Source organism: Actinomycetospora sp. NBRC 106378, from assembly GCF_030269685.1.
Lineage (GTDB): Bacteria > Actinomycetota > Actinomycetes > Mycobacteriales > Pseudonocardiaceae > Actinomycetospora.
In genome coordinates this window covers 317,807-335,277 of record NZ_BSTT01000005.1, presented here as the reverse complement: position 1 = coordinate 335,277, position 17,471 = coordinate 317,807, and the positions used below count along the sequence as shown (strand labels likewise).

The window sequence follows — 17,471 nt, the reverse complement described above, 5'->3', positions numbered from 1 at the left end:
AGCCGGTACGTTGCGCTCGTGTATGTGACCGGTGTGCTCAGCCTCAAGGGCGGGGTCGGCAAGACCACCGTCACCCTCGGGCTGGCGGGAGCGGCCGCGAAGCAGGGTCTGCGCACCCTCGTGGTCGATCTGGACCCGCAGGGCAACGCGACCACCGCACTCGAACCCGGCGAGAGCGAGACCACGGTCGCCGACGCCCTCGAGCACCCCTCCCCCGCCGTCCTCGCGAGTTCGATCGCGCCGAGCTCCTGGGACGACGCGATCGACGTCCTCGTCGGCTCGGAGGACATCGAGCGGCACAACCACCCCGACCCGGGGTCGCAACGGCTGGGCCGGCTGTCCCGTCTGCTGGCCGCCCTGCCGCGCAGCACGGTGGCGGACCTCGACGAGACCGCCCCACCCCGGCGCCGGTCGACCGCCGGTGCCTCGCTGCCGCACTACGAGCTCGTCCTCATCGACTGCCCGCCCTCGCTGGGCCAGCTGACGCGGTCCGCCCTCGTCGCGGTCGACCGTGCGGTCCTGGTCACCGAGCCGACGATCTTCGCCGTCTCCGGCGTGCAGCGCGCCTTCGAGGCGGTCCAGGCCGAGCGGGCCCACAACCCGCGGCTGCAGCCGCTCGGTGTGCTGATCAACAAGTACCGCGCGCGGTCCGCCGAGCACGAGTTCCGGGTGAACGAGCTCCGGGAGCTCTTCGGCCCGCTCGTGCTCTCCGGCGTCCTCCCCGACCGCACCGCCGTGCAGCAGGCGCAGGGCGCGGGAGTTCCGATCCAGCGCTGGGACACCCCGGGCGCCCGCGAGATCTCCCAGCAGTTCGACGTGCTGCTCGGTCGCATCGTGCGCGCCGGGCACAGCGCCCGCGAGCGCCGCGGCCGCCGGACCGGCTGAGCCCCGACCTCAGAGCGGCCGCAGGCCTGCCACCGTCCGCGTGACGAGGGCGAGGAAGAGGTCGGCCTGGCGCACCATGTCGTCGGCGTCGCGCTGGCCGACCAACCGCGTCGCCCCGGCCTCGACGGCCGAGCGGGTGGACGAGTGCGCGGCGAAGAAGGCCGCCCACTCCCCGTACTCGGGCGCCACGGAGGTCAGCAGGGTCCAGGCATCGGTCGGCCGCGACGAGCGCCGCGCGGTGGCGCGCACCGCGAGGACCGCCGCCGCCGACCGCAGCGCCGCGAGGTGGGCTAGCCGGAAGCGTTCCGCCGGGGTCGCCGCCCCCTGCGCCTCCCGGAGGCCCTCCCGGGCCGCCCCCAGCAGCGACACCACCGACCGGGACGGCGGCGGCGCCGGCGGGCGGGGCGCGGACGAGGGACGGCGCCGGCCCTCACCCCGGTGCGCCGTGACGGGCGCCCGGCGGGGCCTCGGGGCAGGAGCGGACGCGGCGGCGCCGGTGTCGAACAGGTCGCCGGTGGTGCAGGTGGTCGGGGTGCTCACGGGACTCTCCTCGGACGGTGGGATGGATCAGGTCAGCCAGCGGAGGTCCCAGACCCCCGGACCGGAGCGCATGCGCAGGACGAACTCGCTGGCCGGCAGGTGGGGCTCGTCCGAGCGACGGGCGAGCACCCGCCAGCACCGGCACCGGTCCCCGCCGATCGGCATGGCCGACCGGAAGGGCCACCGCGACTCCTCGATCCAGCGCTCCTGGACCTCGGTGACCAGGTAGTGGCTGTCCCGTCGGTTGGGTCGGCGGTGGAACTCGACGGGGTCCCCGTCGACGCACCGGACCTGGACCGGCGACGGGCTGCGAACCATGCGTCCTCCACGGGCGGCGCGTTCCTCCCCACCCCCACCTCGTGCAGGGGTGGACCATGCCTGCCACCGTGGGGAAGCCGGCGGCCGGCGCGGCCGACGGGGCGCTTCCCCACGCCCCGCCGACCGGCCCTGTCGAACACGTGTTCGACTGCCACGAGTGAACCCTGCGCCGCCGCGGACGTCAAGTCGTCCGGGAGTGGGCGTGATCCGCGACGCCCGGCGTGATGAGATGGCCCGATGGACCGGGAGGCAGTGGCGTCGCCGGAGTCGGTGGCACCGGCCCGTGCGGCCGGGTCGGCCCCGTGGGTCGCCCGGTGACCGCCGCACCGGAGGACCCGCACCTGGTCGACCTCGACCCCGCGGACCTCGGTCACCGCCTCGACGAGGCGCTCGAGCTCTACGTGCGCGCGATGGGCTACCCCGCCGGGACGGCCCGCCAGCGGGCCCCGATGTGGCTGGAGCACTCCCGCCGGGTGGGCTGGCGGGCGGTCGGGGCCGTCGACGCCGACGACACCCTGCGCGGCATCGCCTACGGCTACCCGGGCGCCCCGGGCCAGTGGTGGTACGAGGAGGTCCGGCGCGGGTTGCGGCGGGCCACCCGACCCGCGCGCGGCACCGCCGGAGGACTGTTCGGCAGCGGGCTCGGGCGCCTCCTCGGCGACGGTCCCGCGCACACCGAGGTCCCCGACCTCGACCCGTGGCCGCTCGACGACGACCCGGAGAGCTACCTCGGTGACTACTTCGAGCTGACCGAGCTGCACGTGCGCACGGACGCCCAGGGGCACGGCCTCGGCGAGGCGCTCCTGCGCCGCCTGCTCGACCGTGCCGACGCCGGCCACGTGCTGCTGTCGACCCCCGAGGCCCCGGTGCCCACCCGCGCCTGGCTGCTCTACCGCCGCTGCGGGTTCCGCGACCTGCTGCGCCACCACCGCTTCTCCAGCGACCCGCGCCCGTTCGCCGTCCTCGGCCGGACCCTCCCCCTCGAGCCCGCCGACCGCCCCTGACGCGTCGGCCGGAGACCGTCGGACCCGCCTGGCACGATGTCGGCGTGCCCACCCGCCGTCGGAGCTCCCTCGTCCTGCTGGCCGTCGTCCTGACGTTGGTCGCCCTGCTCGGCACCGGGTGTGTCCGGGTCCGTGCCGGGCTCGCGGTCTCGCCGGAGGACACGGTCTCGGGGACGATCGACATCGGGACGCCCGACGGCACGCCCGCGGGCAACGGTCCGCCGCTGCAGGTGCCGTCCGACCTGTCCGGCGACGTCACCGTCACGCGCTACGAGCAGGACGGGTACGTCGGGTCGCACGTCGTGTTCGAGGACCTCTCGTTCGACGACGTCTCGCGGCTGCTCCCCCAGCTCAGCCCCACCACGTCGTCGGCGATCCGGCTCCAGCTGCGCCGCGCGGGCGACCGCGTGGTGCTCTCCGGGCAGGTCGACCTGACGCGGGTGGCGCCCGAGAGCGCCGACGTCCAGCTGAAGATCGCCTTCCCCGGTGCCGTCCGGCAGACCGACGGCACGCTGTCGCAGGGGGTGGTGAGCTGGACCTTCACCCCGGGCGAGGTCGGCGAGGTGAACGCCGTCGCCGAGTACCCCGACCCCAACGCGCCGTCGTGGGTGAGCTGGGCGCTGCTGCTCACCGCGGTCGTCCTCGTCGCGGCCGCCGTGGTGTTCGCCCTCGCCGCCGCGACACGCCCCCGGGTGGACCGGCGGGCGCGCCGCTGACGCGGGTCAGACGGCGGGGGTCGCCGCCACGCCGAGGCGCTGCACCACGTCCACGACGGCCGGGTGCCGGTTCATGCTGATGTAGTGGATGTTGCCGACGCCCTCGTCGTACATCCGCTGGGAGAGCTCGACGCACAGGTCGATGCCGGCCTCCCGGAAGGCGGCCGCGTCGTCGACGAGCGGCTCGAGCCGTTCCGTCATCGCCGCCGGCAGGGCGGCACCGGAGAAGTCGGCGCCGCGCTCCATCGCCTTCGGGTTGGTGATGGGCATCAGGCCCGGCATGATCGGGATCTCGCAGCCGGCCGCGGCGATCCGGTCCCGCATCCGCAGGAACTGGTCGGCGTCGTAGAACATCTGGGTGATCGCGAACTCCGCGCCCGCCTTCACCTTCTGCACGAAGAAGCGCGTGTCGGAGTCCTCGTCCCCCGACCGCGGGTGCAGGTACGGGAACGCCGCGACGCCCACGCAGAACGTGCCGAGGCGCCGGACCATGTGGACCAGTTCCTCGGTGTAGGAGAACCCGGCGGGGTGCGGGACCCACTCGGCGTCCTTGTCGTTCGGGGGGTCGCCCCGGATCGCGAGCACGTTGGAGATGCCGGCCTCGGCGTACGAGCCGATGACGTGGCGCAGGTCGTCCATCGAGGCGTCCACCGCGGTGAGGTGGGCCATCGCGGTGAGGGTCGTGTCGGTCGCGATCCGCCCGGTGGTGCGGACGGTGCGGTCCCGGCTGGACCCCCCTGCGCCGTAGGTCACCGAGACGAACGCCGGGTCCAAGGGCTCGATCGAGCGCACCGTGTTCCACAGCGTGCGCTCCGCCTCGTCGGTCTTCGGGGGGAAGAACTCCACCGAGAAGGTCGGCGTCCCACGCTGGATCCGCTCCATGACAGTGGCCATCCGGTGACCATACGTGTACGGGCGCCGCGTGTGGGGCTTTCGTGTGACGGTCGACGCGAGGGCTTGCGCCCGCCCAGCCGGTCCGGCGCGGGTTCCCTACGCTGACGATCGCCGACGGCGGGAGGAGATCGGATGACCGCAGGCCGGACGCTGTCCGCGCAGGACACGACGTCGCAGGGGGCGCTCGAGGAGATCGAGGCGGACCTGCCGGCGGCGGTGACCGCGGAGCTCGCCCGCTACCTCGAGGGTCGCCGCGAGACGTGCGCGGACCTCGCACCGGAGTTCGTGGACGCGGTCGACGACCTCGCGGCGATGGCGCTCGGTGGCGGCAAACGGCTGCGACCGACCTTCGCCTGGTGGGGGTGGCGCGGGGCCGGTGGGGCCGAGCGCCCCGACCCCACGCCCGACGTGGTGCTGCACACGGTGTCCGCGCTCGAGCTCGTCCAGGTGTGCGCCCTCGTGCACGACGACCTCATCGACGACTCCGACCTGCGCCGCGGCATCCCGACCGTGCACTCGCGGTGGACCGCGCGTCACGCCGAGCGCGGCTGGATCGGGGCCTCGGACCGGCTCGGGGCCGCCGTCGCCATCCTGGTCGGCGACCTCGCGCTCGCCTGGTCCGACGACATGCTCCGCGCCTCGGGCCTCGACGCGCCCACGCTCGCCCGCGCGGCCGCGGTGTGGGACGCCATGCGCACCGAGATGCTCACCGGACAGTTCCTCGACGTGGTGGGCCACGCCACCGACCAGGCCACCCCCGAGGGCGTCCTGCGGATCAGCCGGTACAAGACCGCGGCCTACACCATCGAGCGACCTCTGCACCTGGGCGCGGCGCTCGCGGGCGCGGACGCCGACCTCGTCGCCGCCTACCGTCGCTTCGGCACCGACCTCGGCATCGCCTTCCAGCTGCGCGACGACCTCCTCGGCGTCTTCGGCGACCCCGCCGTGACCGGCAAACCCGCCGGGGACGACCTGCGCGAGGGCAAGCGCACCCTGCTGGTCGCCCTTGCCCGCCGGCACCCGGACCGCGCGGCCGCGGCTCCCGTCGAGCACGCCCTGGGCCGCGACGACCTCACCGCCGCCGACGTCGACGCCGCCCGCCGGGCCCTGCAGGAGCTCGGTGTCGTCGACGAGGTGGAGGAGCGCATCACCACGCTGACCACGTCCGCGCTCGACGCCCTGACCACCGCCGACATCGAGCCCGAGGCCCGCGAGCGGCTCACCGCCCTCGCGGCCAAGGCCACGCGGAGGACCTTCTGATGGCCGACGGACACGTCGTCGTCGTGGGTGCCGGCCTCGCCGGGCTCACCGCCGCCCTGCACCTGCGCGGCGCGGGCCGCGAGGTCACCGTCGTCGAGCGGGAGGCCTTCCCGGGCGGGCGCGCCGGACGCCTCGACCTCCCCGACGGCCACGGTGGGCACTTCCGGCTCGACACCGGGCCGACCGTCCTGACGATGCCGGACCTGCTCGAGGAGCCCCTGCGCGCGGTCGGCGAGAAGCTGGGCGACCGGCTCGACCTGGTCCGCCTCGACCCCGCCTACCACGCCCGTTTCGCCGACGGCTCCTCGATCGACGTCCACACCGACGGCGACGCCATGGAGCAGGAGATCCGGGAGAAGGTCTCGGTCCGCGACGCGGAGGGGTACCGGCGGCTGCGGCACTGGCTCACCGAGCTCTACGGGGTCCAGATGGCGACGTTCATCGACGCCAACTTCGACTCGCCGCTCGACGTCGTCTCCCGCGACCTCGTCAAGCTGGGCCTGCTCGGCGGCTTCGGTCGCCTCGGTCCGCGCGTCGGGAGATTCATCCACGACGAGCGCCTGCGCCGCATCTTCTCGTTCCAGGCCCTCTACGCCGGGGTGCCGCCGGCCCGCGCGCTCGCGGCGTACGCCGTCATCGCCTACATGGACACGATCGCCGGCGTCTACTTCCCGAAGGGCGGGGTCCGCGCGCTCCCCCAGGCCTACGCCGACGCGGCGGCCGCCGCGGGGGTCGAGTTCCGGTACGGCGCCGAGGTCACCGCCCTGGAGCAGCAAGGCGGCCGGGTCACCGCGGTCGAGACCACCGGCGGGACGATCGCGGCCGACGCCGTCGTCCTGACGCCGGACCTGCCGGCGGTCCACGAGCTCGTCGGCCGTCGACCGCGGCGGGCGGTACCGCTGCGCTGGTCGCCGTCGGCCTTCGTGGTGCACCTCGGGCTCGACCGGCCGCAGCCGGATCTGGGCCACCACACGATCTCCTTCGGCGACGCCTGGGCGTCGACCTTCGACGAGATCATCACCGAGGGACGCCTGATGCGCGACCCGTCGCTGCTGGTCACCCGCCCGACGACGACCGATCCCTCCCTCGCCCCTGCCGGCGGCGACTACGTCTCGGTCCTCGCGCCCTGCCCGAACCTGGCGAGCGCACCGGACCTGGACTGGGACCGGATCGCCCCTCGCTACCGGGACGAGCTGTTCGGCGTCCTCGCGGGCCGCGGGATCGACCTGGACGGGCACGTCGTCGCGGAGCACCGCATCTCCCCCGCCGACTGGGCCCGGATGGGCATGGCCGCGGGCACGCCGTTCTCCGCGGCGCACACGTTCGCCCAGACCGGCCCGTTCCGGTCGGGCAACCGGCTCCGCGGGCTCGACAACGCGTTCCTCGCGGGCTGCGGCACCACCCCCGGGGTCGGCGTCCCGACGGTGGTCGTCTCCGGCAAGCTCGCGGCGGCGCGGATCGCCGGGATGCGTTCGTGACGACGGATCTGGCTACCCCGCCCCGCGGGGCGGCGGTCGAGCTGGACGCGGCCGGGATCACGACGCCCGCCCTGCGCGGCGCGTACGCCCGGTGCCGCGCCCTGAACGCCGAGCACGGCCGGACGTACTTCCTCGCGACCCGGCTGCTCACCCCGGCCCAGCGGCCCGCGATCCACGCGCTGTACGGCTTCGCGCGCATGGCCGACGACGTGGTCGACGCCCCCGGCGCGGCCACCGTCGAGGAGGTCGTGGCACGGATCGAGGAGATCCGGGCGCGGATGCGGGTGGCGCTGTCCGGGGAGCGGGACGTCCTGGACGACGAGCCCGTGGTCGCCGCCCTCGCGCACACCGTCGACCGCTACGGCATCGACCACCGCCACCTCGAGGACTTCATGGACTCGATGGCGATGGACCTGACCGTCACCGACTACCCGACGTTCGACGACCTCGCGGTCTACGTGCACGGGTCGGCCGCGGTCATCGGGCTGCAGGTGCTGCCCGTGCTCGGGACCGTCGTCCCCCGCGAGGAGGCGGAGCCCTCGGCCGCGGCGCTCGGGGTCGCCTTCCAGGTCACCAACTTCCTGCGCGACGTCGGCGAGGACCTCGACCGCGGACGTGTCTACCTGCCCGCCGACGAGCTCGCGGCCTTCGGCGTCGACCGCGAGCTGCTCACCTGGTGCCGCGAGCACGGCCGGACCGACGACCGCGTCCGCCGCGCGATCGCCCACCTCGTGGCCCGGACGCGCGCGATGTACCGCCGGGCCGACGCCGGGATCGCCCTGCTCGACCCCGTCTCACGGCCGTGCGTCCGGACCGCCTCCGTGCTCTACGGCGGCATCCTCGACGAGATCGTGGCGGCGGACTACGACGTGCTCGCCCACCGCGTGGTCGTCAGCAACGCCCGCCGGGCGGCCGTGGCCGGCCCGGGCCTGCTCCGCGCCGTCGCGGCCCGGCACCGGCCGGGGGTACGACGCCGTACCCGGTGAACGAACGGCACTCTCGGGCACATAGATGCTGCGAAGGTGCCGTTCGCTCAGCCAGGGTGGGGGCGTGCCCGACGAGCTGGTCCTCGCCTTCGACGCGGACTGCCACCGCTGCCGCGCCGTCGCCGCCGAGGTCCGACGACGGGTGCGCGGGCTCGAGGTCCTACCGTTGCGCGACTACCGCGTGCAGCAGTGGCGGACCGAGGTCTACGGCGCGGAGCCGCCGCACGCGCCGACGCTCGTCGCGGTGGACGTCGTCGACGGCACCGACCGCGTGCGCGCCTGGCACGGGCCCGCCGTCGTGACCGGTCTGCTGCGCACCCTGGGGCCGCGGCGCACCGCGGCCCTGGCACCCGTCGTCGGGACCCTGCTGGGGAGGACCGGGCTCAGAACGCCATCGCCTGGGCGCGGCGCTTGACCTCCCCACCGCGGTCCGAGCGCAGCGCCTCGATGGGTGCACCGGGCAGCGTGGGGTCCTCCTGGAAGAGCCAGCGGAGGATCTCGGCGTCGGTGTAGCCGCCGTCGCGCAGCAGGGTGATGAGGCCCGGCAGGCCCTTGACCACCCCGGACTCGACGAGGAAGGCGGCGGGGACGATCCACTTGTCGCCCTCGCGGACCCCGAGGAGCTGGCCTTGTTTGATCATCTGGCTGACACGGGTGCGGGGCACGCCGAGCCGCTCGCCGGCCTCGGCGAGGGTCAGGGCGTCGACTTCGCGACCCACGAGAGCGGTCAGTGCGGCGGTCATCGGAGCACACTGTGCCAGAGCGCCAGCGTGCACACATCAGTCTCACGGGAGACGCGACCCCGCGCGTCGGCGCGGACGCGCCGCCGCCCGCGCGCCTAGCATCCAGCCATGCCGCGCGACACCGCCCCGGGGACCGCCCGCACGGTCCTCGACGGCCGGTACCGCGTCGGCGAGGTGATCGCGCGCGGCGGGATGTCCACCGTCCACCGTGGCACCGACCTGCGCCTCGACCGTCCGGTCGCGGTCAAGATCATGGACCCGTCGCTGGCGGACGACCCGGTGTTCGTCCGCCGCTTCGAGCGGGAGGCGCGGGCCGCGGCGCGGCTCTCGCACCCCGGGATCGTCGCGGTGCACGACCAGGGGCGCCACGCCGACGGCACGATCTTCCTCGTCCTCGAGCTCGTCGAGGGCGGCACGCTGCGCGACGTCCTGCGCGAGCAGGTCCGCCTCGCCCCCGCGACCGCCCTGACCGTGGTCGAACAGGTGCTCGCCGCCCTGTCGGTGGCGCACCGCATGGGGATGGTGCACCGGGACGTCAAGCCGGAGAACGTCCTGGTGTCGAGCACCGGGCAGCTCAAGGTGGCCGACTTCGGGCTGGTCGCCGCCGCCTGGGACGGGGCCGCCGACGGCTCGCTCGACACCGGCGGGTCGACCTCCGACGACCTCATCCTCGGCACCGCCGCCTACCTCGCGCCCGAGCAGGTCCAGCACGGCCGCACCGACGCGCGCAGCGACGTCTACGCGGCCGGCGTCGTGCTGTTCGAGCTGCTCACCGGCGTGCCGCCGCACGGCGGGGACACCGCCCTCGCCGTCGCCTACCGGCACGTGAACGTCGACGTGCCGGCGCCGTCCACCCGCGCCCCGGGCATCCCCCGCGCCCTCGACCGGCTCGTCGTCGCCGCCACCCGGCGCGATCCCGACGACCGCCTCGACGGCGCCACCGCCTTCCTGGAGCAGGCCCGCCGGGCGCGACGGGAGGAGTCGCTGCCGTTCGCGCCGGTCGAGCCGCCCCGGAAGCGCCGGACGACGGCCGCGCCGCCCCCGCACACGGGCACCCGCGTGTTCACCGGCCCGACGCCGCGCGCGCCGGTCGACGACCCGCCCCCCGCACCGGACCCGGAGTCCGAGGAGGAACCGGACCCGCCGTCGAGAGCGGACCGCAACGCGGACGTGGTGGACCGCGTGGAGCGGCACGCCCGCCGTCGGGACCGCATCCGGTCCCGACGGATCTTCGTCGCGTGGATCCTGGCCGTGATCGCCGTCAGCGTCGCGTCGGGCGTCGTCGGCTGGGGCCTCGGAACGCCCTAGTTGCGCAGCATCTCCGCGATGAGGAAGGCGAGTTCGAGGGACTGCTGGGTGTTCAGGCGGGGGTCGCAGGCGGTCTCGTAGCGGCCGGCGAGGTCGGTGTCGGAGATCTCCTGGGCGCCGCCGAGGCATTCGGTGACGTCCTCGCCGGTGAGTTCGACGTGGATGCCGCCGGGGTGGGTGCCCAGGCGGTGGTGGACCTCGAAGAACCCCTGGACCTCGTCGACGACCTGGTCGAAGTGGCGGGTCTTGAACCCGGTGGTGGCCTCGTAGGTGTTGCCGTGCATCGGGTCGCACTGCCAGATCACCTGGTGCCCGGAGGCGGTGACCTTCTCGACGATCCCGGGCAGCACGTCGCGCACCTTCCCCGCGCCCATCCGGGAGATCAGGGTGAGCCGGCCGGGCTCGTGGTTCGGGTCGAGCCGCTCGACGTACTCGACGGCCTGCTCCGGGGTGGTCCCCGGGCCGATCTTGAGCCCGATCGGGTTGGCCAGCAGCTCCGCGAACGCGATGTGGGCGCCGTCGAGGGCGCGGGTGCGTTCCCCGATCCACAGGAAGTGCGCGCCGAGGGAGAACAGGCGGGGGTCGTCGCGGCGGGTGGAGTCCAGGCGCAGCAGCGCCCGCTCGTAGTCCAGCACGAGGGCCTCGTGGCTGGCGTAGATCTCGGTGGAGTGCAGCGAGTGGTCGGTGACCCCGCACGCGGACATGAACCGCAGCGCCCGGTCGATCTCGGCGGCGACGGCCTCGTAGCGCTCCCCGGCCGCGGAGTTCGCGACGAACTCCCGGTTCCAGTCGTGGACCTCGTGCAGGTCGGCCATCCCGCCGCTGGTCAACGCCCGGGTCAGGTTCATCGCTGCGGAGGCGTTGGCGTAGGCGCGGATCATCCGGCCCGGGTCCGGGACCCGCAGCTCGGCGTTGCCGGCCAGCGAGTTGACCATGTCCCCGCGGTAGGACGGCAGCCCGAACGCGTCGACCTCGGAGGAGCGGGGCTTGGCGTACTGCCCGGCGATCCGCCCGATCTTGACCACCGGGGTGGAGGCGCCGTAGGTCAGCACCACCGCCATCTGCAGCAGCGTGCGGATGTTGCCGCGCAGGTGCGGCTCGGTGTTGTCGGCGAAGGTCTCCGCGCAGTCCCCGCCCTGCAGCAGGAACGCCTCCCCGCGGGCGACCGCGGCCAGCTGCCCTCGCAGCCGGTCGATCTCGGCCGGGACGGTGATCGGCGGGACGTGCTCGAGGACCGTGCGCGCGTCGGCCACCGCCGACGCGTCCGGCCACGCCGGCTGCTGCGCCGCCGGCCTCGACAACGCCGCGTCCAACCGCTCCCGCAGCTCGGCGGGCAACGGCGGCAGACCGGGCAGCGCATCCACGGGCAGATCGACGGACCACACGGGGGTTCAGCCTACTGTCACGCGACGCGGTGCCTGATCGGTTCCCCCCGGACGAAGCGGCCGACGTTCGTCACGAAGCCCCGGGCCATCCCGGCGTAGGACTCCTCGGTGATCCCGCCGACGTGCGGCGTGACCACCACGTTGTGCTCGAGCAGCTCGTCGTGCGGGTCGATCGGCTCCACCCACGTGACGTCCAGGCCGGCCCCGGCGAGCCGGCCCGAGGCGAGTGCGGCCAGCAGGGCCTCGCGGTCGACGACGGGCCCGCGCGCCACGTTGATCACGTGCCCGCCCGGGTTCAGCGCCGCGAGCGCCGCCGGGCCGACGACCCCCCGCGTCTGCTCCGTCAGCGGGCAGGCGACCACGAGGTCGTCACAGCCCGCCAGTGCCGTGGGCAGGTCGCCGCGGCGGTACTCGTCGACGACCGCGGCGGCCGCCGGGTAGTCGGCGGCCTCGCGTCGCCCGATGCCGACGACGTGGACCCCGAACGCGCGCAGCCGCACGGCGACCTCGACCCCGATGTCGCCGGTGCCGAGGACCGCCACCGTGCGCCCGCGCAGCATGAGGCCCATGGGCGACCCCACGGCCTTCTCGGCCACGCCCGCCCGCGCCTCCTCGAACCGGCGCAGGAGCGCCAGGAGCAGCAGCAGGGCGATCTCGGCGACCGCGGTGGCGTTGCCGGACCCGCCGCCGGGCACGTTGGCCACCGGCACGCCGCGGGCGCGGGCCGCCTCGAGGTCCACCCCCGAGACGCCCACGCCGAACTGCTGGACCAGCCGCGCCCCGCACGCGTCGATCAGCGGGCCGTCGACCGTGCTGCCCAGAGGGGCCAGCACGTCGGCGGCCACCGGTGCCGCGTGCGGGACGTCGACGAGCTCGACATCGCCGAGTTCGGGGATCGCGAGCTCCGCCAGGGCTGCGGTGAGACACCGGCGGACCTCCGGGAAGCCGCCGCCGACCAGTCCGATGCGCACGCCCCGGATCCTCGCCCTAGACCGGTTCGGCCACGAACACCGGGATCTGTCGGTCGGTGGCCTCCTGGTAGTCGGCGTAGGGCGGGTACGCGGCGACGGCCCGCTCCCACCACTGCGCGCGCTCCTCGCCCTCGACGATGCGGGCGCGGTAGGTCTTCGTCTCGCGACCGTCCTGGATCGGGAACTCCGGGTTCGCGACGATGTTGTGGTACCAGGTCGGGTGCTCGTCCGCCCCGCCCTTGGACGCGACGATCGCGTAGTCCCCGTCGTGCTCGACGCGCATCACCGGCGTGTGGCGCAGTTTGCCGGTCTTCGCGCCGCGCAGGGTCATCAGGACGATCGGCGATCCCTTGACGGTGATGCCCTCGGTCGTCCCCGTCTCCTGGATCTGCTCGATCTGCTCGCGCACCCAGTCGGTCGGGCTGGTCTCCACCTGCTCGCTCATGGGCGTAGGGAACCCCGCTCCGGCGGCGGTCATTCCGGCTCGCCCATCCGTGCGCGCCAGATCTCGTCGATCACCGTCCACTTGACGAGGTTGTGCCGGGCGTCCGCGAGGGCGTCGTGGGCGTCCGGCGGCGCGGGCGGCAGCTCGGGGCGCCCGACGTCGTCCCAGCGCTGGCGCAGGTCGCGGGTGAAGCGCGGGAGGTTGCGCGGCAGGTCGGGCATCGCCCCCCACAGCTGGGCGACCACCACGTGGTCGTACGGCGCGTTCCAGGCCCACAGCTCCACCGCACCCGGACCCGCCGTCACGAAGGCGTGGAAGTCCTCGCGCAGCTGCAGGCGGCTGCGCCACGCCGGGTCGGACGAGGGCGGGAGCTTGTCCAGCACGTTCTTGCGCACCCAGGGGCCCGCCTTCATGGGGTCGAACGCGCGGGAGATCGCGTAGAACTCCCGCCCGTCCTCGTCGACCGCCCCGAGGGAGACGAGGTCGATCGTCGTCCCGTCCTCGATGAACTCGCAGTCGTAGAAGATCCGTGCCACGGACCCGGATTCTGTCAGGCCGCGGCGGAGTCGCCCGCGCTCTCCTTCGCCTTGGAGGCGTAGACGTCCACGTACTCCTGCCCGGAGAGCTCGAGGATGGCGTCCATCACCTCGTCGGTGATCGCGCGCTCGACCTGGCGGTCGTCGGCGATGCCGGCGTAACGGGAGAAGTCGAGCGGGCTCCCGATCACGATCGTGATCTTCACCGGGCGCCAGAAGCGGGAACCGACGGGATTGGCCCGGTCCGTGCCGATCATCGCGACGGGCACCACCGGCACGCCGGCCTCGAGTGCCATGCGCGCCACCCCGGTGCGGCCCTTGTAGAGCCGGCCGTCGGGCGAACGGGTGCCCTCCGGGTAGATGCCGAACAGGCGCCCCTCGCGCAGCACCCGGATCCCGGTGTCGAGGGCGGCGCGGGCGGCCCGCCCGTTGCCCCGTTCGATCGGGACCTGTCCCATGCCGGTGAAGAACCAGCGCTGCAGGGTGCCGACCGGACCCGGCGTCGTGAAGTACTCCGCCTTGGCCGGGAAGGCCATCCGGCGCGGCACCATGAGCGGGAGGACGAAGGAGTCGAGCACCGCGAGGTGGTTCGACGCGACCAGCGCTCCGCCGGTGCGCGGGAGGTTGTCCGCCCCGCGGACCTCGGGCCGGAACGCCGCACGCATCAGCGGTCCCATGAAGACCCACTTCATCAACCAGTAGAGCAACGCTCCCCTTCCTCCGGACCCCTCGGATGTCGCAGCGTAGGGAGCCGCGGCGCCCGGGGACAACGACAGCGCGTCGCCGGACCCACACCGACCCACACCGACCGGTCGCCGACACCACCACCGGATCGAGCACCTGCACGTACCGCCGGGGTGTGGGACGTGCCACGATGGGGACGGGCGCCGTCGTCGCGCCCACGATCCCCGTCGTGGAGGCCTGATCGTCGTGGAGGCGCAGTGCCGGTGATGCCCGGGGCGGAGCCGTTCTCCGCCGACCCCGAGGGCGCCGAGATCGGCGTCGTGCTCTCCCACGGGTTCACGGGTTCGCCGCAGAGCATGCGGCCGTGGGGCGAGCACCTCGCGGCCGAGGGGATCGCCGTGCGCGGCCCGCGGCTGCCGGGGCACGGCACGCGCTGGCGGGACATGCAGGCCACCCGCTGGCCGGACTGGTACGGGGAGATCACCCGCGCCGTCGACGACCTGCTCGACCGGTACCGCTCGGTGTTCGTCTTCGGGCTCTCGATGGGCGGCACGCTGACCCTGCGCGTCGCCGAGGAGTACGGCGACCGGATCACCGGGATCTGCCTGGTCAACCCCTCGGTGACCACGCTGCGCCGCGACGCCGCGTTCGCCCGCTACCTCGCTCGGCTGTGGCCCTGGGCGCCCGGGGTCGCGAACGACGTCGCGAAGCCGGGAGTCACCGAGCTCGGGTACGACCGGGTGCCGCTCAAGGCGTTCGTGTCGCTCACCGAGCTGTGGTCCGTGGTCCGGGAGGACCTCCCCCGGGTGACGAGCCCGGTGCTGCTCTACCGCTCGACCGACGACCACGTGGTGGAGCCGGTGAACGCGCAGCTCGTCCTCGACGGGGTGTCGACCACCGACGCCACCGAGGTCGTCCTGCACGACAGCTTCCACGTGGCCACGCTCGACCACGACGCCCCCACGATCTTCGCCGGCAGCACCGAGTTCGCCCGCCGGCTCGATGCCGCCAGAGTCGCCCGCGCCGACGCAGGGAACCCCGTATGAGCACTCCCGATCCCGAGGACGCCGCCCGACGTGACGAGGCGGGCTCCGGCCTCCCCGCGGACGCCCGGCGCTTCTCCGAGCCCGCCGACGTCGACGCCGCGTTCGCCGCGATCGTGGCCGACTGGGCCGCCGCGGACGCCCCGCGCTGGCCCGTCATCCCCGACGACGGGCCCTCCTCCGGGGTGGGGCTCGCCACCCCGCCGCAGGGACAGCCGTCGGCGCACCCCGAGCGGCCCTCCGACGAGCTCTTCACACCCGCCCCGGAGCCCGTGACCCCGACGCCGCCGCCCGCCGCGCACCGGCCCCACGCCCCGGCGCGCGCGGAGGACGAGCACTTCGTCCCGCCGGAGCCGCCCCCGCTGCCGAAGATCGGGATGTCCAGCCTGTTCGGGCTGCTGCTGCTCGTCGCCGGCGTCGTGCTCCTCGCACTGCCCGCCCTGGTCGGCGGGATCGCCGGCCTCGGCATCGTGCCCGGCCTGCTGGCCATGGCGGCCGGGCTGGGCTGGCTCGTGGTCGGGATGCGACGGCCGTCGGAGTCCGACGACCCCGACGGCACGATCTAGAGCGCCCGCTCCCCCGCGTCCAGGGCGGCGCCGATCATGCCGGCGTCCCCGCCGAGGACCGCGGCGCGCACGTCGGCCAGGCGCCGGTGGCCGCGCCCGGTGACCTCGGCGGCGTAGACCGCGCGGGCGTCGTCGAGGTAGACCGCCGACGAGGCCGAGACCTCCCCGCCGATCACGACGACGTCGGGGTCGAAGGTGTCCGCGACGAGCGCGAGGCCCCGGCCCAGCCACGCCGCGAAGTCCGCCACCACCCGGCGGGCCAGGGCGTCGCCACCCGCCGCGGCGTGGGCGACGTCGCGCCCCGACAGCGGCAGGCCCCGCTCCCACGTGGCGCGCAGCGTCGAGAAGTCCTCGCTGGCCGACACCAGCTCGTCGGCGCTCGCGCCGAGGGCGGTGCCGCTGCAGTAGCGCTCCAGGCAGCCGCGCTTGCCGCAGGGGCAGGGCCGACCGCCGGGCACGACGACGACGTGGCCCAGCTCGGGCGCGACCCCGTAGGCGCCGCGGAACACGCGACCGTCGATGACGAGGGCCGCCCCGATGCCGGTGCCGAGCGCCACGAGCACCGCGACCCGGGCACCCCGCGCCGCCCCGACCCGGTGCTCGGCGAGGCCCGCGGCGTTCGCGTCGTGTTCGAGGGTGACCGGCAGGCCCAGCCGCTCGGTCATCCGGTCGACGACCGGCTCGTCCCGCCACGGCAGGTGGGCCCCGAAGGACACCGAGCGCCGGTCCGGGTCGACGAACCCGGCGACCGCGAGCCCCACCGCCCCGACCTCCCGGCCGTCGGCGCGGGCCTCGTCGGCGAGGTGCGCGACGAGCTTCGCGACCGTCTCGTCGAGCTCGCCGGACTGCCGTGGCGTCGCGGCCACGCGGCTTGCGAGCAACGTCCCGTCGCCGGCGACCAGGCCCGCCTTGACCGTGGTGCCGCCGATGTCGACCCCGACCGTCAGCACGGGCGCGGCCGGCGACGCACGGGGATGCGCTGCACCCCGCGGCGGGTGCCCGTCGCCGGGTTCCGGACGACGGGTCCGGTCACCACGGGTTCCGGAGGCGCGGCCGTCACGACGGGCTCCTCGACGTCGGTTGCGGGGGCTCCCGGCGCCCGGCGCGGGCTGGGTCGGGGTCCCCGACGGCCGGTGGGCCGGTCGGGGGCCGTCCGCGCGTCCTCGGCCGGGGACTCGGGCGGCGCGTCGCGGGCGGGGGGCGCCGGGTCGAAGGTGGCGTGCGGGGCGACGTCCCACGGGACGTCGGCCGGCCAGGTGGGGGCGCCCCACTCCGCCGGCCGGACGGGCGTGCCCGGCACGTCCTGCGGGGCGGCAGGCGACGAGGCGGTCGGCGACGGGGCGGTCGGCGACGGGGCGGTCGGCGACGGGCCCTGGTGGTCGTGGTGGTCGTGGCTGCCGGTGGCGTGGGCCTGCACGAGCAGGCGCAGCAGCACCAGCAGGCCCGACGCCTGCTCGGCCAGCGTCGCGGTCAGCTCGGGCTGCTCGCCGCGCAGGGCGGCGACCAGCGCGCACACCGGGCACCAGGTGCAGGGGCCGGGGCTCTGCCGCGGTCGCTCGCCGGGCTCGGCGCGGGTGCCGTCGGTCCGGGTGCTGTCGGCCCGGGTGCTCTCGACGCGCGTGCCGACCCAGTCGAGCAGGGTCGTCGCGGTCGCGCGGGCCTCCTGGGCGAGGCGCTCCCGCGCGGCCCGGTCGGCGTCCGTCGTCATG

General features: G+C 74.9%; 21 protein-coding genes. 10 read left to right on the top strand and 11 right to left on the bottom strand.

The genetic code is table 11. The features are described from left to right. Window positions 1-33 precede the first annotated feature (33 nt). Window positions 34-885: a ParA family protein gene (locus tag QSK00_RS14875; protein ID WP_285591895.1), complete on the top strand. Its 852-nt coding sequence runs from the start codon at window positions 34-36 to the stop codon at window positions 883-885. A gap of 9 nt (window positions 886-894) precedes the next feature. On the opposite strand, the gene QSK00_RS14870 is transcribed toward QSK00_RS14875, so the two are convergent. Beyond that, complete coding sequence (locus QSK00_RS14870) at window positions 895-1,425, bottom strand: SAV_6107 family HEPN domain-containing protein (protein WP_285591857.1); 531 nt, start codon at window positions 1,423-1,425, stop codon at window positions 895-897. Window positions 1,426-1,452: 27 nt separating this feature from the next. Next, complete coding sequence (locus QSK00_RS14865) at window positions 1,453-1,743, bottom strand: hypothetical protein (protein WP_285591856.1); 291 nt, start codon at window positions 1,741-1,743, stop codon at window positions 1,453-1,455. Window positions 1,744-2,057: 314 nt separating this feature from the next. Here QSK00_RS14865 and QSK00_RS14860 point away from each other — a divergent pair, with 314 nt between their 5' ends. After that, the gene (locus QSK00_RS14860; protein ID WP_285591855.1) at window positions 2,058-2,747 is read left to right on the top strand and encodes a GNAT family N-acetyltransferase; all 690 of its coding nucleotides are present in this window, start codon (window positions 2,058-2,060) and stop codon (window positions 2,745-2,747) included. A 44-nt stretch (window positions 2,748-2,791) separates the two neighbouring features. After that, a complete protein-coding gene (locus QSK00_RS14855; RefSeq protein WP_285591854.1) occupies window positions 2,792-3,463 on the top strand; it encodes a DUF3153 domain-containing protein in 672 nt (223 codons plus the stop codon). A gap of 6 nt (window positions 3,464-3,469) precedes the next feature. On the opposite strand, the gene metF is transcribed toward QSK00_RS14855, so the two are convergent. Continuing rightward, window positions 3,470-4,357, bottom strand: coding sequence for a methylenetetrahydrofolate reductase [NAD(P)H] (metF, locus tag QSK00_RS14850; protein WP_285591853.1), 888 nt, complete (start codon window positions 4,355-4,357; stop codon window positions 3,470-3,472). A gap of 132 nt (window positions 4,358-4,489) precedes the next feature. Between metF and QSK00_RS14845 the strand changes: the two genes are divergently transcribed. The 4 genes from QSK00_RS14845 (at window position 4,490) to QSK00_RS14830 (ending at window position 8,496) form a co-directional block, all read left to right on the top strand. After that, window positions 4,490-5,617, top strand: a complete 1,128-nt coding sequence (locus tag QSK00_RS14845) for a polyprenyl synthetase family protein (protein ID WP_285591852.1) — start codon at window positions 4,490-4,492, stop codon at window positions 5,615-5,617. Continuing rightward, a complete protein-coding gene (crtI, locus tag QSK00_RS14840; RefSeq protein ID WP_285591851.1) occupies window positions 5,617-7,095 on the top strand; it encodes a phytoene desaturase family protein in 1,479 nt (492 codons plus the stop codon). Before QSK00_RS14845 ends, crtI begins: the two co-directional genes overlap by 1 nt. Further along, entirely contained in the window at window positions 7,092-8,081 is a 990-nt protein-coding gene (locus QSK00_RS14835) for a phytoene/squalene synthase family protein (RefSeq protein ID WP_285591850.1), read from the top strand. Before crtI ends, QSK00_RS14835 begins: the two co-directional genes overlap by 4 nt. Window positions 8,082-8,145: 64 nt before the next feature. Beyond that, window positions 8,146-8,496 carry a hypothetical protein gene (locus tag QSK00_RS14830; protein WP_285591849.1) on the top strand — a complete coding sequence of 117 codons (351 nt, stop codon included), beginning with the start codon at window positions 8,146-8,148 and terminating at the stop codon, window positions 8,494-8,496. Here QSK00_RS14830 and QSK00_RS14825 read toward each other — a convergent pair. After that, the gene (locus QSK00_RS14825) at window positions 8,465-8,824 is read right to left on the bottom strand and encodes an Rv2175c family DNA-binding protein (protein ID WP_285591848.1); all 360 of its coding nucleotides are present in this window, start codon (window positions 8,822-8,824) and stop codon (window positions 8,465-8,467) included. The genes QSK00_RS14830 and QSK00_RS14825 overlap by 32 nt on opposite strands. A 108-nt stretch (window positions 8,825-8,932) precedes the next feature. On the opposite strand from QSK00_RS14825, the gene QSK00_RS14820 reads away from it, so the two are divergent. After that, entirely contained in the window at window positions 8,933-10,132 is a 1,200-nt protein-coding gene (locus tag QSK00_RS14820) for a protein kinase domain-containing protein (protein ID WP_352231141.1), read from the top strand. Here the strand turns inward: QSK00_RS14820 and QSK00_RS14815 are convergent. From QSK00_RS14815 to QSK00_RS14795, 5 genes are read right to left on the bottom strand one after another with little or no spacing between them, the layout of a single operon-like run. Then, the gene (locus QSK00_RS14815; protein WP_285591847.1) at window positions 10,129-11,517 is read right to left on the bottom strand and encodes a class II 3-deoxy-7-phosphoheptulonate synthase; all 1,389 of its coding nucleotides are present in this window, start codon (window positions 11,515-11,517) and stop codon (window positions 10,129-10,131) included. The two genes, QSK00_RS14820 and QSK00_RS14815, sit on opposite strands and share 4 nt — an antisense overlap. Window positions 11,518-11,534: 17 nt before the next feature. Continuing rightward, window positions 11,535-12,488, bottom strand: coding sequence for an NAD(P)-dependent oxidoreductase (locus QSK00_RS14810; RefSeq protein WP_285591845.1), 954 nt, complete (start codon window positions 12,486-12,488; stop codon window positions 11,535-11,537). Window positions 12,489-12,504: 16 nt separating this feature from the next. Further along, window positions 12,505-12,933, bottom strand: a complete 429-nt coding sequence (locus tag QSK00_RS14805; protein ID WP_285591844.1) for a nitroreductase family deazaflavin-dependent oxidoreductase — start codon at window positions 12,931-12,933, stop codon at window positions 12,505-12,507. Window positions 12,934-12,962: 29 nt separating this feature from the next. Beyond that, the gene (locus QSK00_RS14800; protein ID WP_285591842.1) at window positions 12,963-13,469 is read right to left on the bottom strand and encodes a polyadenylate-specific 3'-exoribonuclease AS; all 507 of its coding nucleotides are present in this window, start codon (window positions 13,467-13,469) and stop codon (window positions 12,963-12,965) included. 14 nt (window positions 13,470-13,483) lie between these two features. Beyond that, window positions 13,484-14,176 (bottom strand): lysophospholipid acyltransferase family protein, encoded by a 693-nt coding sequence (locus tag QSK00_RS14795; RefSeq protein ID WP_285591841.1) that lies wholly within the window; start codon window positions 14,174-14,176, stop codon window positions 13,484-13,486. A 234-nt stretch (window positions 14,177-14,410) separates the two neighbouring features. Between QSK00_RS14795 and QSK00_RS14790 the strand changes: the two genes are divergently transcribed. Together QSK00_RS14790 and QSK00_RS14785 are read left to right on the top strand one after the other, a co-directional pair. Next, window positions 14,411-15,199, top strand: a complete 789-nt coding sequence (locus tag QSK00_RS14790) for an alpha/beta hydrolase (RefSeq protein WP_285591840.1) — start codon at window positions 14,411-14,413, stop codon at window positions 15,197-15,199. After that, window positions 15,196-15,762 carry a hypothetical protein gene (locus QSK00_RS14785; protein WP_285591839.1) on the top strand — a complete coding sequence of 189 codons (567 nt, stop codon included), beginning with the start codon at window positions 15,196-15,198 and terminating at the stop codon, window positions 15,760-15,762. Before QSK00_RS14790 ends, QSK00_RS14785 begins: the two co-directional genes overlap by 4 nt. Here QSK00_RS14785 and QSK00_RS14780 read toward each other — a convergent pair. Both QSK00_RS14780 and QSK00_RS14775 read right to left on the bottom strand, forming a co-directional pair. Next, window positions 15,759-16,712, bottom strand: a complete 954-nt coding sequence (locus QSK00_RS14780; protein ID WP_285591838.1) for an ROK family protein — start codon at window positions 16,710-16,712, stop codon at window positions 15,759-15,761. The genes QSK00_RS14785 and QSK00_RS14780 overlap by 4 nt on opposite strands. After that, on the bottom strand, window positions 16,706-17,470 hold the full coding sequence (locus QSK00_RS14775; protein ID WP_285591837.1) for a hypothetical protein: 765 nt from the start codon (window positions 17,468-17,470) through the stop codon (window positions 16,706-16,708). The genes QSK00_RS14780 and QSK00_RS14775 overlap by 7 nt, the downstream gene beginning before the upstream one ends. Between the last annotated feature and the right edge of the window lies 1 nt (window position 17,471).